The sequence below is a fragment of the Micromonospora sp. NPDC047134 genome, from assembly GCF_040643455.1.
In the GTDB taxonomy this organism is placed as follows: domain Bacteria; phylum Actinomycetota; class Actinomycetes; order Mycobacteriales; family Micromonosporaceae; genus Micromonospora.
Genome location: NZ_JBEYUI010000001.1, coordinates 312,084 through 328,012 on the forward strand (window position 1 = coordinate 312,084; position 15,929 = coordinate 328,012).

The following is a 15,929-nucleotide window of genomic DNA, read 5'->3' on the forward strand; positions in this document are numbered from 1 at the left end:
GTGGGGTGCTCCGGGTGTCGAGTGCGGACCAGCCCTACCGATGGGCAGAATAGTTGACTAAAGTCAGACAACATGGAGCGTGAACTGGTGGATGTGGTGCGGGGCTTCAACCGCACGGTGACCCAGCGCGTCGGAGCGCTGGACGACAAGTTCCTGGCCCGCGACCGGCCGCTGGCCCAGTCGCGGCTGCTCTGGGAGATCGGCCCGGCCGGGGCCGAGGTGGCGGCGCTGCGTAACCGGCTCGATCTCGACGCGGGCTACCTGAGCCGGCTGCTGCGCACCTTGGAGGGCGCGGGACTGGTGACGGTGACACCGGCCGAGGGCGACGGACGGGTACGCGTGGCCCGGCTCACCGAAGCCGGCCGGGCCGAGTGGGCGCTTCTCGATCGCCGCTCCGACGAACTGGCCTGGTCGATGCTCGCCCCGCTGACCGTCGGCCAGCGTGACCGGCTCACCACCGCGATGAACGAGGTGCAACGGCTGCTGATGGCCTCCATGGTCACCGTCGAGGTCTGCCCGCCGACCGATCCGCGCGCTCGTGCCTGCCTGCGGGCGTACGCGGGGGAGTTGGCCGAACGGTTCGAGTCCGGGTTCACCCTCGACACCGACGACGACGACCAGTTCGTCCCGCCCGCCGGGGCGTTCCTGGTCGCCACCCTCGCCTCCGAACCGGTGGGCTGCGGCTCGGTCCGCTTCGACCCCGACGGACCCGCCGAGATCAAACGCCTCTGGGTCTCCGGCTCGGTACGCGGGCTCGGCGTCGGCCGACGACTGCTCACCGAGCTGGAGAAGCACGCCGCAGCGGCCGGTGCGGACTGCGTACGCCTGGACAGCAACCGCACCCTCACCGAGGCCATCCGGCTCTACCGCAGCGCCGGCTACCAGGAGATCCCCCGGTACAACACCAGCCCGTACCCTGATCACTGGTTCGCCAAGCAGCTCCACCGCGCACCGGAGGTGTCCCCGTGACCACACACGAGGTGGCCAACCAGGTCCCCCCACTGGTCGACTACGGCACCGCGGACGATCCGGCACTGCTGGAGGGCCTCGTCCGGGAAGGTGCCGACTGGGCCGTCGGGGAGGTCCACGACCTCGGTCGGCTCGCCGGCAGCCAACCCGCCCTCGAGCACGGCCGGCTGGCCAACGAGTACCCGCCGGTGCTGCGCACCCACGACCGCTACGGCCACCGCATCGACGAGGTCGAGTTCCACCCCTCCTGGCACGCGCTGATGCGTACCGCCGTCGAACATGGCCTGCACGCCGCCCCCTGGGCCGACGAGCGGGCCGGGGCGCATGTCGCCCGCGCGGCCAAGTTCTACACCTGGCGTCCGGACGCCGGGCACGGCTGCCCGATCTCGATGACCTACGCGGCGGTGCCCGCGCTGCGCCACGCCCCGGACCTGGCCGCCGACTACGAGCCGCTGCTGACCACCCGGACGTACGACTTCGGGCTGCGCCCGCCGCGCGCCAAGCGGGGGCTGCTGGCCGGCATGTCGATGACGGAGAAGCAGGGCGGCTCGGACGTACGGGCCAACACCACGGCCGCCCACCCGCAGCCCGACGGCAGCTACCGGCTGGTCGGGCACAAGTGGTTCACCTCCGCGCCGATGTGCGACCTGTTCCTCACCCTCGCCCAGGCACCCGGCGGGCTGACCTGCTTCCTGGTGCCCCGGGTGCTGCCGGACGGCACCCGCAACCCGATGCGACTGATGCGCCTGAAGGACAAGCTGGGCAATCGCTCCAACGCCTCCGCCGAGGTCGAGTACGAGCACGCGGTGGCCTGGCGGGTAGGTGACGAGGGTCGGGGCGTACGCACCATCATCGACATGGTCAACCTGACCCGCCTCGACTGTGTGATCGGTGCGGCGGCCGGGATGCGCCAGGGGGTGATCACCGCCGTGCACCACGCCGCGCACCGGCGTGCCTTCGGCCGGTCCCTGCTCGACCAGCCGCTGATGCGCAACGTGCTGGCCGACCTGGCGATCGAGTCCGAGGCGGCCACCCTGCTGATGATGCGGCTGGCCGGGGCCACCGACCGGGCCGCCCGGGGAGAGCAGACCGAGGCGGCCTTCAAGCGGATCGCCCTGGCGATCGGCAAGTACTGGGTCTGCAAGCGCTGGCCGGGACACGCCGCCGAGGCCCTGGAATGCCTGGGCGGCAACGGGTACGTCGAGGAGTCCGGCATGCCCCGGCTGTTCCGCGAGTCGCCGCTGAACTCCATCTGGGAGGGCTCCGGCAACGTGGCCGCGCTGGACGTGTTGCGCGCGCTGGCCGGTGCACCCGAGGTGCTGGCGGCGTTGCGCGCCGAACTGGAGGCCGCCGCCGGGGCCGACGCCCGCCTGGACGCGGCGGTACGCCAGGTCGAGGCCGCCCTAGCCGACCCGGCCGACCGGGAGGTACGTGCCCGGCGGCTGGTCGAGCAGTTGGCCCTGGTGTTGCAGGGTGCCTTGCTGGTGCGCCACGGCCACCCGGCGGTGGCCGACGCCTTCTGCGCCTCCCGACTGGCCGCAGACCGGGGCCACGCCTACGGCACCCTGCCGCCCGGCGTCGACTTCCCCACCATCCTCGCCCGCGCCACCCCGACGTTGAGCTGACCCCGCCCGCTGCCCCTGCCCTGTTCACTGCGGGCAACCCGGCACCCAGACCACAACGCCACCGGCCCTGTCGAGCTGACCCGCCTGCGCTATCAGGCTGCGGGGCTGGCTTTGGGTACATCTGTTGTCGCCAGGGCAGCAACAAATGCACCCAAAGCCGAGGTGACTGTCCCGACCGGTCGGGACTCGGTCAGCGAATCGCCGGTGCGGGCCAGATGGGGAAACGGCCGGCTCTCATACCCCGCTCCCGTGCGGGAGGCTCGCCTTCGCCGGATGTCCCGGTGCAGGTGGATCCCCGGCGCGGTGTTCGGGATGGCCTCGGCCCGAAGGTGGGTGGGCAAGAGGCGTTGAGTGATCGCCGTACGCTGTGCCATTCTGATCCGTCGATGTGTTTGTCGGGCGCGAGTGGCCGTCATCCGATGGGCAGCCGGGGCCGTTCTGGCCTGCGGCGGGTGACGGCAGGTGAGTTGGTCGTTCTCGTATCGCCGCTGGTCGTGGGCTTCGGCCGGGCGGCTCCCGCTTGTGATCGAAAAAGGACATCCATGAGAATTCCGAACAGGCACGGTGTTCGACCCTCCGCCCGATCGAGGCGGCTGCCCCGGCGCGGAGGCGCGCTGCTCGTCGCGGGCCTGCTGCTGACCACCGGCGCACTGACCGGGGCCACCGCCCCGAGCGCTGACGCGGCGGTCGCGCCGGTGACGGTGACGGTGAATACGCGGGCCGGGCTGGCCACCGTGCCCGACACCGCGCTCGGCGTCAACCACGCCATCTGGGACCAGTATCTGGCCACCGAGGAGACCTCGGATCTGCTGCGCGACGCCGGGGTGCAGATGCTGCGCTACCCGGGTGGCTCGTACGCCGACATCTACCACTGGCGCGACCACACCGCGCCCGGCGGCTACGTGGCCCCCGGCACCGATTTCGACACCTTCATGGGGGCGGCGCGTCGGGTCGGGGCCGAGCCGATGATCATCGCCAACTACGGCACCGGCACTCCGCAGGAGGCGGCCGACTGGGTGCGGTATGCCAACGTGACCAAGGGCTACGGCGCGCGGTACTGGACGGTCGGCAACGAGAACTACGGCAACGGTCACTACGGGTCCGGCTGGGAGGCCGACCACCATCCCGACAAGAGTGCCACCTACTACGCGAACCTGGTGGTCGACTACGCCGAGGCGATGAAGGCCGTGGACCCGACCATCAAGGTCGGCGCGGTGCTCACCATGCCGGCCAACTGGCCGGACGGCCTGACCGCCGGCAACGACCCGGGCCCGTGGAACCAGACCGTGCTGTCCATCGCCGGGCCCTCGATCGACTTCGTGGACGTGCACTGGTACCCGGGTGGCAGCCCCGCCGAGTCGCTGCCCCGGACCAGCCACATCAACGACGCGGTGTACCTGCTGCGCCAGCAGATCACCCGGTACGCCGGCCCGAACCCCGGCCGCATCGGGATCAGCCTCACCGAGGTCAATGTCACCTCCGAGGGCATGACCAGCCAACCGGCCGCCCTGTTCCTGGCCGACGCCTACAGCGGTCTGCTCGCCAACGGGGTGTTCACGGTGCACTGGTGGAACGTGCACAACGGCATCGGCCGGGTGAGCACGGTGGCGGGGCAGACCGACTACGGCGACTTCGGTTTGCTCTCCAGCGGCACCTGCACCCCGGACGGCTCGGTCTGCGAACCCCCGGTCAACACCCCCTTCGCGGCCTACCACGGGTTGACCATGATGAGCCGGTTCGCCCGCAGCGGTGACCAGTTCATCCGGGCTGAGACCGACCAGCCGCTGGTCAGCGCGCACGCGGTGCGGCGGGCCAACGGGGAGGTGGCGGTCCTGCTGATCAACAAGGACCCGGACAACGCCCACCCGGTCACCATCGACTACGCCGGGTTCGTCCCGGCCGGCGGGGCGCCGACGGTGCACACCCACACCAACGGGGCCACCGAGGTCACCACCGCCCGCAGCGGCGAGGCGACCAGCCGTACCCTGCCGCCGTACTCGCTGACCACCCTGGTGGTGCGGCCGGCGACCGCGGTCACCGGGGCCCCCGGCGCCCCCGGCCAGCCCACCGCTACCGGCGTCACCGACCGGGAGGTGACGATCACCTGGCCGGCCGCCACCGCCGGGGCCGCCCCGATCGCCAAGTACGAGGTGCACCGGCAGAACGGTGCGGTCAGTGAGCAGCTCGGCGAGACCTCCGGGACCAGCCTGACCGTCGGCAACCTCGTCCCGGGGCGCAGGTACACCGTCAACGTGCTGACCCGCGACACCGCCGGACGGGTCTCCTGGTCCTCGCCGCCGCTGACCTTCACCACCGGCAGCCCGGCTACCAGCGGCTGCACCGTCCGTTTCGCCAGCACCACGGACTGGGGCAACGGCTACGTGGCCAACGTCGACATCGTCAACGACAGCGAGCACACCATCGACGGGTGGACCCTGACCTGGACCTGGCCCACCTCCTGGCAGCGGGTCGGCAGCGGATGGAGCGCCACCTGGGAACAGGTGGGCGACACCGTGCGGGTGACCAACAACGACGACAACCGTCGGCTCTCCGCCGGGGCCTCGACCACTGTCGGCTTCGTCGGCGAGTACAGCGGACCGAACGTCCGGCCGACGGCCTTCCGGCTCAACGGCACCCTCTGCACCATCGGCTGACCCTGAGCGGTCCGCCGGCGGCCATCCCGCCGGCGGACCGCGCCGGTCGCCCTGACGAGCCCGACCTGGTCGCCCCGGCCGGGCCCCGCGCGCACCGAGGAGCGACAGATGACCCACTGGGCGTACGACGACATTCCCGACCAGCGGGGACGCACGGTGATCGTCACCGGGGCCAACAGCGGGCTCGGCCTGGAGACGGCGCGAGCGTTGGCCGGCAAGGGTGCGCGGGTGGTGCTCGCCTGCCGGGATCGCGGCAAGGGTGAGGCCGCGGCCGAGGCGATCCGCGCCCGGCACCCGCACGGCGAGGTGCACTGCCGTCGCCTCGATCTGGCCGACCTGGACTCGGTGGCCGCCTTCGCCACCGCCTACCGGGCCGAGCACGACCGGCTGGACCTGCTGGTCAACAACGCCGGGGTGATGTATCCGCCGTTGCGGCGTACCCGGCAGGGCTTCGAACTTCAGTTCGGCACCAACTACCTGGGTCATTTCGCGCTCACCGGCCTGCTGCTGCCCCTGCTGCTCGCCACCGAGCAGGCCCGGATCGTCAACGTGGCCAGCAACGCGCACCGCACCGGGCGCATCAACCTGGACGACCTGAACTGGCAGCGGCGCCGCTACGCCCGGTTCGCCGCCTACGGGCAGAGCAAGCTGGCGATGCTGCTGTTCACCCTGGAGCTGCACCGACGGCTGACCGGGTTCGGATCGTCGTTGCGGGCCACCGCCGCCCATCCCGGATGGACCTACACCGGGCCGAGTCAGGGCCGTCACCGGCTCGTCACAATCGTCAACGGCATCGGCCGATACCTGGCGATGCCGCTGGCCGAAGGGGCGCTGCCGATCCTGCGCGCCGCCACCGACCCGGAGGCCGAGGGCGGCAGCTACTGGGGCCCGGCGTACCGGGCGGAGAACGTCGGGCCGCCGGTGCCCGCGACCCGCAGCGCCCGCGCCCTCGACGTCGGGGTGGCACAGCAGCTGTGGGCGCAGAGCGAACGCCTGACCGGCGTCCCGATCGACCTGCCGCCGGTCGAGGCGACGGAATCCTGAGCGGTAGGCCGTCGGGGTGGACCGGGCGCGCCGGTGCCCCGGCCGATGACGGCCGGGGCACCGGATCTGGTCGAGGGGTCAGCTACAGGCTGCCCCGTTCAGGGTGAAGCGGTCCGGCGGGGTGCTGGTGCCGGTGTGGGTGGCCTGGAAACCGAAGGTGATGCTCTGGTTGGCCCCGATGGTGGCGTTGTAACCGACATTGCGGGCGGTCACCTGGCTGCCGGTCTGGGTGATCGTGGCGTTCCAGGCGTTGGTCACCTGCTGGCCGCTGGCCGAGGTCCACTGCACCGTCCAGCCGTTGATCGCGACCGGGCTGGTGTTGGTGACGGTGAGGTTGGCGACCAGGCCGTTGTTCCAGGTGTCGGCCGTCCACTGCACCCGGCAGGAGGTGGCACCCGGCGGCGGGGTCGTCGGCGGGGGAGTGGTGGGCGGCGGCGTGGTGGGCGGCGGAGTCGTCGGCGGCGGCGTGGTGGGCGGCGGAGTCGTCGGCGGCGGGGTGGTGGGCGGCGGGGTGCTGCTGGTCAGACCGAAGAAGTCGATCGCGGCCCGAGCCATGCCGGTCGAGGGCAGGCTGTGCCCGGCACCCTGGATGGCGTACGCCTCCACCCGCACAGTGCCGGTGGAGTCGGCGAACTGACGCCGGTTCCAGTTCGCCTGTGGGGTGTCCGTGCGGGTCGGGTTCTGGCTCAGCCCGGCCACGTTCGTCCACTGCTCCACCGACTCCTGCAGGAGCTGGAAGGGGATCAGGTTGTCGTTGGTGCCGTGCCACAGCTGCACCCGGGGGCGAGGCCCGGTGTAGCCGGGGTACGCCTGCCGGACCGCGTCACCCCACTGCTGCGGGGTCCGGTCCATCCGGCCGTTGACGCACTGGCTGTTGGTGGGCGGGAAGTCCGCGGCGTTGGCGAAGCAGTTGAACGGCACGCCCATGAACGCCGCCCCGGCCTTGTAGACGTCCGGGTAGAGCGCCATCAGGGCCTGGGTCATCATGCCGCCCGAGGAACTGCCGGTGGCGTACACCCGCTGCGGGTCGCCGCCGTACTGGCGCTGGGCGTAGCTGACCATCGACATGATCGACACGGGGTCGCTGCCGCCGTTGCGCACCTTCGAGGCGGCGGACCACACGTCGAAGCAGTTGCCGAAGCCGGCCTGCTGGGTGGCGGTGGGGTAGATGACCACGAAGCCGTACTGGTCGGCGAGGCGGCCGAACTCACTGCCGGAGTAGAACCCGGGGCCGTTGCCGCCGCAGCCGTGCATGGCCACCACGACGGCGGGATTGGCCGGCCGGACGTCCGGCACGTAGATGTGCATCCGCATGTTGCCCGGGTTGGTGCCGAAGTTGGTCACCTCGACCAGGGACGCGGCGGAGGCCGGTGACGGGGCGAAGAGCACGCCCGTCACGGCGAGAAGGGACGCGGCAGCCAGGGATCCCAGCGCCGCTACGGTTCGTTTCACGTCCACCTCCATGGACTACGACAGCGCGCCGGACCGGGCCACGGCAAGCGTGGACCGAGGACGAGGACCGGCGTCGCGATGCGCGAGGTGCTGCCCTACGGAGCCTGGTGTCCGTCCACCTCGCCGTACCAACGGTGCAATTCGTGCCAATCCGCTGCTTCGCGTGTAGCCAAAGTATGGGCGCGCACCATGGGTCGGAGCAAGATGCTTGTGAATATCGATAATTCCGGTCATCCATGATCCCTCTTTTCCACGGTCCTCTCCGGCCGGTCGGTCGCCGCGCACCGGCGGCCTCGCGCGGGGGCCGAGCGAGGGCGCGGGGTCTGCGATGATTCGGCGGTGACGGGGGTGGAAGAACCAGTAGCGACCACGCAACCGGCCGGCTCAGAGTCGGCCGGCTCAGAGTCGACCGGTGCGGAGTCGAGCGGTCTGGGTGGCCGGTACTGGCGGCTGTGGTGGGCATCGGCGGTGTCCAACCTGGCCGACGGGGTCGTCAAGGTAGCTCTGCCGTTGGTCGCCGTCGGGTACACGACCTCACCGGTGCTGGTCGCCGGGGTGGCTGCCGCGTTCAGCCTGCCGTGGCTGCTGTTCGCCCTCCCGGCCGGCGCGCTCGTCGACCGGCTCGACCGGCGGCGGGTGATGGTGGCCGCCAACAGCCTGCGGGCGGCCCTGCTCGGGGCGCTGGCCCTGGCCGTGGCCCTCGACGCCGGCTCGATCTGGCTGCTCTACCTGGTGGCCTTCGGCGCGGGCACCGCAGAGACCCTGTACGACACCTCCGCGCAGTCGATCCTGCCGCAACTCGTCCCGCGAGCGGCGCTGTCCCGCGCCAACGGACGGCTGTACGCCGTCGAACTGGCCGCCAACCAGTTCGTCGGCCCGCCGCTGGCCGGTTTCCTCGTCGCCGGCGCAGTGGCGTACGCGATGCTCGGGCCGGCCGGGCTCTGGGCCGCCGCGGTGGTCGCCCTGCTGCTGGTCGGCGGCCGGTTCCGGGTCGCGCGACAGGGCACGAGCACACTGCGCGCCGACATCGCCGAAGGCGTACGGTTCCTCTGGCGACACCGACTGCTGCGGACCCTGGCGCTGATGGTCGGGGTCAGCAACCTCACCACCACGGCCACCTTCGCGGTGCTGGTGCTGTACGCGGTCGGGCCGAACTCGGCCATCGGGCTCAGCGAGCCGGGCTACGGCCTCCTGCTGACCACCCTGGCGGGGGGCATCGTGCTCGGGTCACTCGTCGCCGCGAGGATCGAGCGGCTGCTCGGCCGGGCCCGCGCGCTCGGCGTAGCGATGGTCGCGATCGCGGTCGTCGTGGGCGCTCCGGCGCTGAGCACCAACCCGTTCGTCCTCGGCGGAATCTTCTTCGTCGGCGGGATCCTGCTCACCGCCTGGAGCGTCATCACGGTCTCGCTGCGCCAGCAGATCACCCCGGACCGCCTGCTCGGGCGGGTCAACAGCGGATACCGGCTGCTGGCCTGGGGGAGCATGCCGGTGGGAGCGTTGGTCGGGGGCGGGCTGGCCGAGCTGTTCGGCCTGCGGGCGGTCTTCGTCATCATGGGCGTACTGGCCCTGGCCCTGCTGGTCGGCATGTTCTGGGTCACCGACGCCGCCATCGAAGCCGCCGAACGCGCCACCACCTGACCACCGGGCGGAGCATTCTCGACCTCAGACCCGCCGGGTCGTGACGCACCCTCGCAACGGACGCGGCTTCGCCGTTCGTTTGCGGCTGGGCCTTGCCGTTTACTCATCGATGCGGATAGAACCAGGCGGATAGATCTGATGTCTGGCCGAAGGGTGTGCCGTGAAGCTACTTCGAGTGGGAGCCCTCGGGCGGGAACGGCCGGCCGCGCTGGACCCGGCCGGTCGGCTGGTCGACCTGTCCGGCCTGGTGTCCGACATCGACGGGGCCTTCCTCGACGGCGACGGCATCGAGGAGGTACGTGCGGCGGTGCAGGGCGGCAGCCTTCCGCAGGTTGATCCCACGGTCCGCATCGGTGCCCCGGTCGCCCGACCCGGCAAGGTCGTCTGCGTCGGGTTGAACTACTTCGATCATGCCGCCGAGATCGGTGCGAGACCACCGGCCGAGCCGGTCCTGTTCCTGAAGGCGTCGTACACCGTGGTCGGCCCGAACGACCAGGTGCTGGTACCCCGGGGCAGCCGCAAGACCGACTGGGAGGTCGAACTCGCCGTCGTGATCGGCCGCACCGCCCGCTACCTGACGAGCCCGGCCGAGGCCCTGGCCTGTGTCGCCGGGTACACGATCTCCAACGACCTCTCCGAACGCGAGTTCCAGCTGGAACGCGGCGGCCAGTGGGACAAGGGCAAGTCCTGCGAGACCTTCAACCCTCTCGGACCCTGGCTGGTCACCCCGGACGAGGCGCCCGACCCGCAGCAGCTGGGCCTGAGGTGCAGTGTCAACGGCATCCTGCGCCAGGACGGCAACACCAAGAACATGATCTTCGGGGTGGCCGAGATCATCCACTATGTCAGCCAGTTCATGGTGTTGGAACCGGGCGATGTGATCAACACCGGCACCCCGGCGGGGGTCGCCCTGGGGATGCCCGACCCCAAGCCGTACCTGCGCGGCGGTGAGGTGATCGAGATGGAGATCGACGGGCTCGGTCGGCAACGCCAGCCGGTCGGCACCGCGTGAGCGGGGAGTTCACCGGGCTGGCCGCCGTGGTGACCGGCGGAGGATCGGGCATCGGCCTGGCGACCGCCGAGCTGCTGGCCGCGCGGGGTGCCGCCGTGGCCTGCCTCGATCTGGACCCGTCGAACATACCTCCGCCGCTGCACGCCATCGCCTGCGACGTCAGCGACCCCGACTCGGTGCAGGCGGCCGTGCCCGCCGCCGCGGATCGGCTCGGCGGGTTGGATGTGCTGGTCAACAACGCCGGTGTCGGGGTACAGGGCACCATCGAGGCCCAGTCGGACGACGAGTGGCATCGGGTGTACGACGTCAACGTGGTCGGCATCGTCCGGGTCACCCGGGCAGCTTTGCCGTACCTGCGGGTCTCCTCGGCCGCCGCGATCGTCAACATCTGCTCGATCGCGGCGACCGCCGGCCTGCCCGGCCGGGCCCTCTACAGCGCCACCAAGGGCGCGGTGCAGGCCCTGACCCTGGCCATGGCCGCCGATCACCTCGGCGAGGGCATCCGGGTCAACTGCGTCAACCCCGGCACGGTAGACACCCCCTGGGTACGCCGACTGGTCGACGCCGCCGCCGATCCCGCCGCCGAGTACGCGGCCCTGCGCGCCCGCCAACCCCTCGGGCGGCTGGTCACCCCGGTCGAGGTGGCGGCGGCGGTGGCCTACCTGGCCGGTCCCTCGGCCGCCGCCACCACCGGGACGGTGCTCGCGGTCGACGGCGGAATGCAGGGTCTGCGGGTACGCCCACCGACAACTGCCCCCGGTGAATCGAGGCAGCCATGAGACGGCTGGGCAGTACGCAGGTAACGGTCAGTCAGCTCGGATTCGGGTCCTCCGGGATCGGCAACCTGTACCGGGCCGTGGACGAGGAGACCGCCCTCCGCACCGTGGAGGCGGCCTGCCAGGCGGGCATCCGCTACTTCGACACCGCCCCGCACTACGGCCTCGGCCTGGCCGAACGCCGGCTGGGCGCCGCCCTGGCCGACCGGCCCCGTGCCGGGTACACCGTGTCCACCAAGGTCGGTCGGTTGCTGGTGCCCTCGCCACAGACCGCCCACCTGCGCGATGAGGAGGGCGGCTTCGACGTCCCGGCCGACCATGTCCGGCAGTGGGACTTCAGCGCCGAGGGGGTACGCCGATCCCTGGAGTCCAGCCTGGACCGGCTGGGCCTGAACCGGATCGACGTGGTGCTGCTGCACGACCCGGACCAGCACTGGCGGCAGGCGGTCGAGCAGGCGTACCCGGCGTTGCACGAGCTGCGGGCCCAGGGGGTGGTGGGTGCCATCGGCGTCGGCATGAACCAGTGGCGGATGCTGCACCGGTTCGTCCGGGAGACCGACATCGACACCGTCATGCTGGCCGGGCGGTACACCCTGCTGGACCAGTCGGCGCAGGACCACCTGCTGCCGGCCTGCGAGGAACGGGGGGTGTCCGTGCTCGCCGCCGGGGTCTTCAACAGCGGGGTGCTGGCCACCGATCAACCCGGCCGGATGTACGACTACCGTCCGGTGCCGCCGCCGATCCACGACCGGGCGGTACGCATCGCCGCTACCTGCCGACGGCACGGGGTGAGCCTGCCGCAGGCGGCGATGGCCTTCGTGGCCCGGCATCCGGCGGTGGCCACTCTGGTCGTCGGCGCCACGAGTGCCGAGCAGGTGAGACGCAACGCCGAACTGCTGGCCAGGCCGGTCCCGGACGCCCTCTGGGTGGACCTGGTCGCCGAGGGCCTGCTCTCCTCCTGAAACCGGGTCAGCGGGGTTCGACGAGCAGTTCCCGGCCCTCGATGCAAACACGCACCGGGGCCCGGCGCCGGGTGCGATCGGCGGTGATCGTGAAGTCGGTGACCCGACCGGCCCGCCAGACACAGTCGACCCGGTAGCCGCCCCGGGCCCGCAGCCCCGCGAAGCTGCCGTCGGCCCAGTGCGGCGGCAGGGCGGGCAGCAGGTGGATGACGCCCTCGTGGCTCTGCAGCAGCATCTCCGCGATAGCCCCGGTGATGCCCAGGTTGCCGTCGACCTGCATCGGGGGGTGGGTGCACAGCAGGTTGTCCAGGGTGTTGTGCCGCAGCAGACCCCGGAGCATGGACCAGGCCGGCTGCGCCTGGCCCAGCCGGGCGAAGATCGCCGCCCGCCAGGGCCAGGTCCAGGACCGGCGGCTGTCCCCGGTGACGGTGTCGTCGCTGACCGGGCCGCCGTCGCTTCGGCCGCAGCGGGCCCGCAGGGACACCAGGGCCGCGGCGGCGAGTTCCGGGGTACCGGCGGGGGTGATCTGGCGGCCCGGGTAGACCCCGAACAGGTGGGAGGTGTGGCGGTGCCGGTCGTGCGGGTCGTCGCGGTCCGTCCGCCACTCCTGAAGCTGACCCCACCGCCCGATCCGGTCCGGTGCCAGCCGGGCCTGCCGGTCGGCGACCGTGGCCCGGAACTCGGCGTCGACCTCCAGGGCGGCGGCGCAGTCCAGGTAGTTCTGGAACAGGTCCCAGATGATCTGGTGGTCGTACGGCACCCCGTCCTCACGGGGGCCGTGCTCCGGCGACCACCCCTGCGGAGCGAGGAGGTGGCCGGTGCCGTCCTCGACCAGCCGGTCGGTCCAGAACTCGCAGATCTCCCTGATCAGGGGATAGGCGGTGTCCCGCAGGTATCCGAGGTCCTGGTTGAAGGCCCAGTGCTCGTAGAGGTGCTGGGCGTACCAGGCGCTGGCCACGGTGTTCCACTGCCACGAGTTGCCACCGAAGATGCTCTGGCTGGTGCGGGCCGTCCAACCCCGGATGTTGGCGCCGAAGGCGCTGCGGGTGGCCACCCGGCTGGGTACGGCCACCTGCCGGATGAACTCCACGAGGGCCCGGTGGCTGTCGGCCAGGTCGGTGGTCTCGGCACACCAGTAGTTCATCTGGACGTTGATGTTGGTGTGGTAGTCCGCCGCCCAGGGCGGCTGGTTGCTGTCGTTCCACAGTCCCTGCAGATTGGCGGGCAGCCCGCCGGGTCGGGAGGAGCTGTGCAGCAGGTACCGGCCGAACACGAACATGGTCTGCTCCAGTTCGGGGTCGGCGTCGCCCGCCCGGTAGCGGGCCAGCCGCTGGTCCGTCGGCAGGGGCGGTGACCTCGTCGGGGCTTACCCCCCAGTGCACCCGTACCCGGTCGGCTGTCGACCGGGCCTGCGCCACATGGGCCGCGCGCAGCACGGCGTGGGGTTGCCCGGCGGCCCGGTCCAGGGTGGCGCGTACCACCGGCTCCGGATCTGCCCCCCGCCACCGCGCGGCGGCGTCCAGCCGGTAGTCCGTACGGGCGTCCAGCAGCAGGGTCAGCCGGGTGGCCGAGCGTACCCGCAGGTGGTGGCCCTCGGCGGTGACCTGCCCGTCGGTGGCCGCCACCCGGACGGCGGCGGCGTACCGCAGCCCGTTGCCCAGCACACCGCGAAAGGCGATGGTCCCGGCGTGGGCGGTCGTGGCTGCCGCCTGTGCGCTGGTCAGGGTGATGTCGCAGTCCAGGGCCCCGGGCCGCTCGGCCGTGTAGTGCAGGACCAGCAGGTCGGCGCCGCGACTGGCGAAGGCCTCCCGCAGCACCCTCTGACCGGGTGCGCCGAAGCGGGTGCTGTGCAGGCCGGATTCCAGGTCCAGATCCCGGCGGTAGTCGATGTCCGGCTGGGGGTGGAAGCGCAGGTGCAGGTCGCCGAAGGCCAGGTAGCAGCCGAAGCCGGTCATGCTCGGGTCGAAGACCTCGTCGGGCTGCCCGGCCAGGGCGTTGTCGTAGTCCGCTACCCCGCCCCACAGGCTCTGCTCGTTGAACTGGATCCGCTCGTGGTCGGGCCGGCCGAAGAGCATGGCACCGAGGCGGCCGTTGCCGATCGGCAGGGCCTGGGACTGCCAGTCCACGGCGGGCCGCCGATACCAGAGCAGGTGCCGACCGGTCGGGGTGGCGGCGGAGGAGTCGGTGCCTATCGCCGGAAGGTACCGCCGCCGGTGCCCGGCCGACAAGACCCGCCGGCGTCAACCGGGTTGACCGACCCGGCCCGGTGCCACTACGGTCGTACTCATGATCATCGCATTCATGCGCCTGCGTTCCGCCTGAGGCGACGCCTGACGCCGGTCGTGCCTCGACCGGTGCCTTCCTCGGCCCGACGACGCCCTCGCCACGGCGAGTGGCCCGGGCCCGGTCCGCGTCGCCTCCCTCGGATGACACCGTCTCTCCGACTCGACAGGACCTTTCTCCAATGCGTAAGCCAGCTCATATCGCCATGGTCGGCGCCACCGCGCCCAGCCACATCTACCCCTCGTTGGCGCTGATCCGCGAACTGGTCGACCGGGGTCACCGGGTGACCTACGCGGTCGGCGAACCCCTGACCGACCTGGTCGCCTCCACCGGGGCCGAGCCGATCGCCCACCCGACGATCCTGCCCCAGGGGGACACCCCATGGCCGGAGGACCCGGCCACGGCCATGCGGGTGTTCCTCGACGAGGGCATCGCGGTGCTGCCGCGACTGACCGCCCGCTACGACACGGACCGGCCGGACCTGGTGCTCTACGACATCGGCGGGCTGCCCGGCCCACTGCTGGGCCACCGGTACGGGGTGCCGGCGGTGCAACTGTCACCGACGATGGTCGCCTGGACCGGTTACCAGCAGGACATGGCGGACTTCTTCACCGCGCTGACCTCCTCGGACTCCGGGCGGGACTACTACGCCACCTTCGACGCCTGGCTGGCCGACCACGGCATCCCCGCGGATTCGCGTACCTTCGTCACGTTCCCCGAGCGGGTGCTGTCGCTCATTCCCCGGGTGATGCAACCGAACGCCGACCGGGTCCCGGACACGGTCCGGTTCGTCGGCCCGTGTCTGGACCCGGCCCGGCTGACCGAGCCGGGGTGGACCCCACCGGCCGACGGGCGGCCGGTCCTGCTGGTCTCCTTCGGTACGGCGTACAACGATCAGTTGCCGGTGTACCGGGCCTGCCTGGAGGGGTTCGCCGACTCGCCCTGGCAGGTGGTGATCGCCCTCGGCGACAAGGTGGACCCGGCTGACCTGGGGCCGCTGCCCGGCAATGTCGAGGTGCATCGCCGGGTGCCGCAGCTGGTGGTGCTGGCCCACGCCTCGGCCTTCGTCACCCACGCCGGCATGGGCGGCTGCACGGAGGCCCTCTGGTTCGGGGTGCCCACGGTCGCGGTCCCGCAGGCGGTCGACCAGTTCGCCAACGCGCAACAGCTCCTCGACGCCGGCCTGGGTCGGCTGCTGCCCGCCGAGGAGGTCACCGCCCAGGCCCTGCGGGCGGCGGTCGACGCGGTAGCCGCCGACACCGCCGTGCGGGACCGCCTGGCCCAGGCAAGCGCCGAGGTACGGGCCAACGGCGGCGTCACCGCAGCGGCCGACGCGGTGCAGGCGCACCTCACCGAACACTGACCCCGACCGGTCGACCCGCTCCCGAGGAGTCCTCCGGAGCGGGTCGGCCGGGAGGCGACGGCCGACCCGGCGCAATGCCGGAGTACGGTGGGCCCCGGCCCGCGATCTTCGGCGTGCCGGGGCGACGAAAACCGCCCCTGAGCAGGTACGG

Annotated in this window: 11 protein-coding genes and 1 pseudogene; 9 read left to right on the forward strand and 3 right to left on the reverse strand. The window is 71.7% G+C overall.

Features of this window, described 5'->3' with window-relative positions:
• Window positions 1-72 precede the first annotated feature (72 nt).
• From ABZ795_RS01250 to ABZ795_RS01265, 4 genes are all read left to right on the forward strand, one after another.
• The gene (locus ABZ795_RS01250; protein ID WP_357527863.1) at window positions 73-969 is read left to right on the forward strand and encodes a bifunctional helix-turn-helix transcriptional regulator/GNAT family N-acetyltransferase; all 897 of its coding nucleotides are present in this window, start codon (window positions 73-75) and stop codon (window positions 967-969) included.
• Window positions 966-2,594 carry an isovaleryl-CoA dehydrogenase gene (locus ABZ795_RS01255; protein ID WP_357527865.1) on the forward strand — a complete coding sequence of 543 codons (1,629 nt, stop codon included), beginning with the start codon at window positions 966-968 and terminating at the stop codon, window positions 2,592-2,594. Before ABZ795_RS01250 ends, ABZ795_RS01255 begins: the two co-directional genes overlap by 4 nt.
• 542 nt (window positions 2,595-3,136) lie before the next feature.
• Entirely contained in the window at window positions 3,137-5,248 is a 2,112-nt protein-coding gene (locus ABZ795_RS01260; protein ID WP_357527867.1) for a cellulose binding domain-containing protein, read from the forward strand.
• Between the two features lie 108 nt (window positions 5,249-5,356).
• Entirely contained in the window at window positions 5,357-6,292 is a 936-nt protein-coding gene (locus ABZ795_RS01265; protein ID WP_357527870.1) for an oxidoreductase, read from the forward strand.
• Window positions 6,293-6,370: 78 nt separating this feature from the next.
• Here ABZ795_RS01265 and ABZ795_RS01270 read toward each other — a convergent pair whose 3' ends face one another.
• Window positions 6,371-7,756, reverse strand: coding sequence for a PHB depolymerase family esterase (locus ABZ795_RS01270; RefSeq protein ID WP_357527872.1), 1,386 nt, complete (start codon window positions 7,754-7,756; stop codon window positions 6,371-6,373).
• A gap of 336 nt (window positions 7,757-8,092) precedes the next feature.
• Between ABZ795_RS01270 and ABZ795_RS01275 the strand changes: the two genes are divergently transcribed.
• The 4 genes from ABZ795_RS01275 to ABZ795_RS01290 all read left to right on the forward strand — a co-directional run bounded on the left by ABZ795_RS01275 (window position 8,093) and on the right by ABZ795_RS01290 (window position 12,132).
• Window positions 8,093-9,382 (forward strand): MFS transporter, encoded by a 1,290-nt coding sequence (locus tag ABZ795_RS01275; RefSeq protein ID WP_357527873.1) that lies wholly within the window; start codon window positions 8,093-8,095, stop codon window positions 9,380-9,382.
• 160 nt (window positions 9,383-9,542) lie between these two features.
• Window positions 9,543-10,394 (forward strand): fumarylacetoacetate hydrolase family protein, encoded by an 852-nt coding sequence (locus tag ABZ795_RS01280; RefSeq protein WP_357527875.1) that lies wholly within the window; start codon window positions 9,543-9,545, stop codon window positions 10,392-10,394.
• On the forward strand, window positions 10,391-11,173 hold the full coding sequence (locus tag ABZ795_RS01285; protein ID WP_357527877.1) for an SDR family oxidoreductase: 783 nt from the start codon (window positions 10,391-10,393) through the stop codon (window positions 11,171-11,173). The genes ABZ795_RS01280 and ABZ795_RS01285 overlap by 4 nt, the downstream gene beginning before the upstream one ends.
• Window positions 11,170-12,132 (forward strand): aldo/keto reductase, encoded by a 963-nt coding sequence (locus ABZ795_RS01290; RefSeq protein ID WP_357527879.1) that lies wholly within the window; start codon window positions 11,170-11,172, stop codon window positions 12,130-12,132. The genes ABZ795_RS01285 and ABZ795_RS01290 overlap by 4 nt, the downstream gene beginning before the upstream one ends.
• Before the next feature lie 7 nt (window positions 12,133-12,139).
• On the opposite strand, the gene ABZ795_RS01295 is transcribed toward ABZ795_RS01290, so the two are convergent.
• Both ABZ795_RS01295 and ABZ795_RS01300 read right to left on the reverse strand, forming a co-directional pair.
• Window positions 12,140-13,411, reverse strand: coding sequence for a glycoside hydrolase family 95-like protein (locus ABZ795_RS01295; RefSeq protein ID WP_357527881.1), 1,272 nt, complete (start codon window positions 13,409-13,411; stop codon window positions 12,140-12,142).
• A gap of 304 nt (window positions 13,412-13,715) precedes the next feature.
• A pseudogene (locus ABZ795_RS01300) lies at window positions 13,716-14,258 on the reverse strand (glycoside hydrolase N-terminal domain-containing protein); the annotation flags it as partial.
• A 338-nt stretch (window positions 14,259-14,596) separates the two neighbouring features.
• Here ABZ795_RS01300 and ABZ795_RS01305 point away from each other — a divergent pair.
• On the forward strand, window positions 14,597-15,778 hold the full coding sequence (locus tag ABZ795_RS01305) for a macrolide family glycosyltransferase (protein ID WP_357527883.1): 1,182 nt from the start codon (window positions 14,597-14,599) through the stop codon (window positions 15,776-15,778).
• Window positions 15,779-15,929 lie beyond the last annotated feature (151 nt).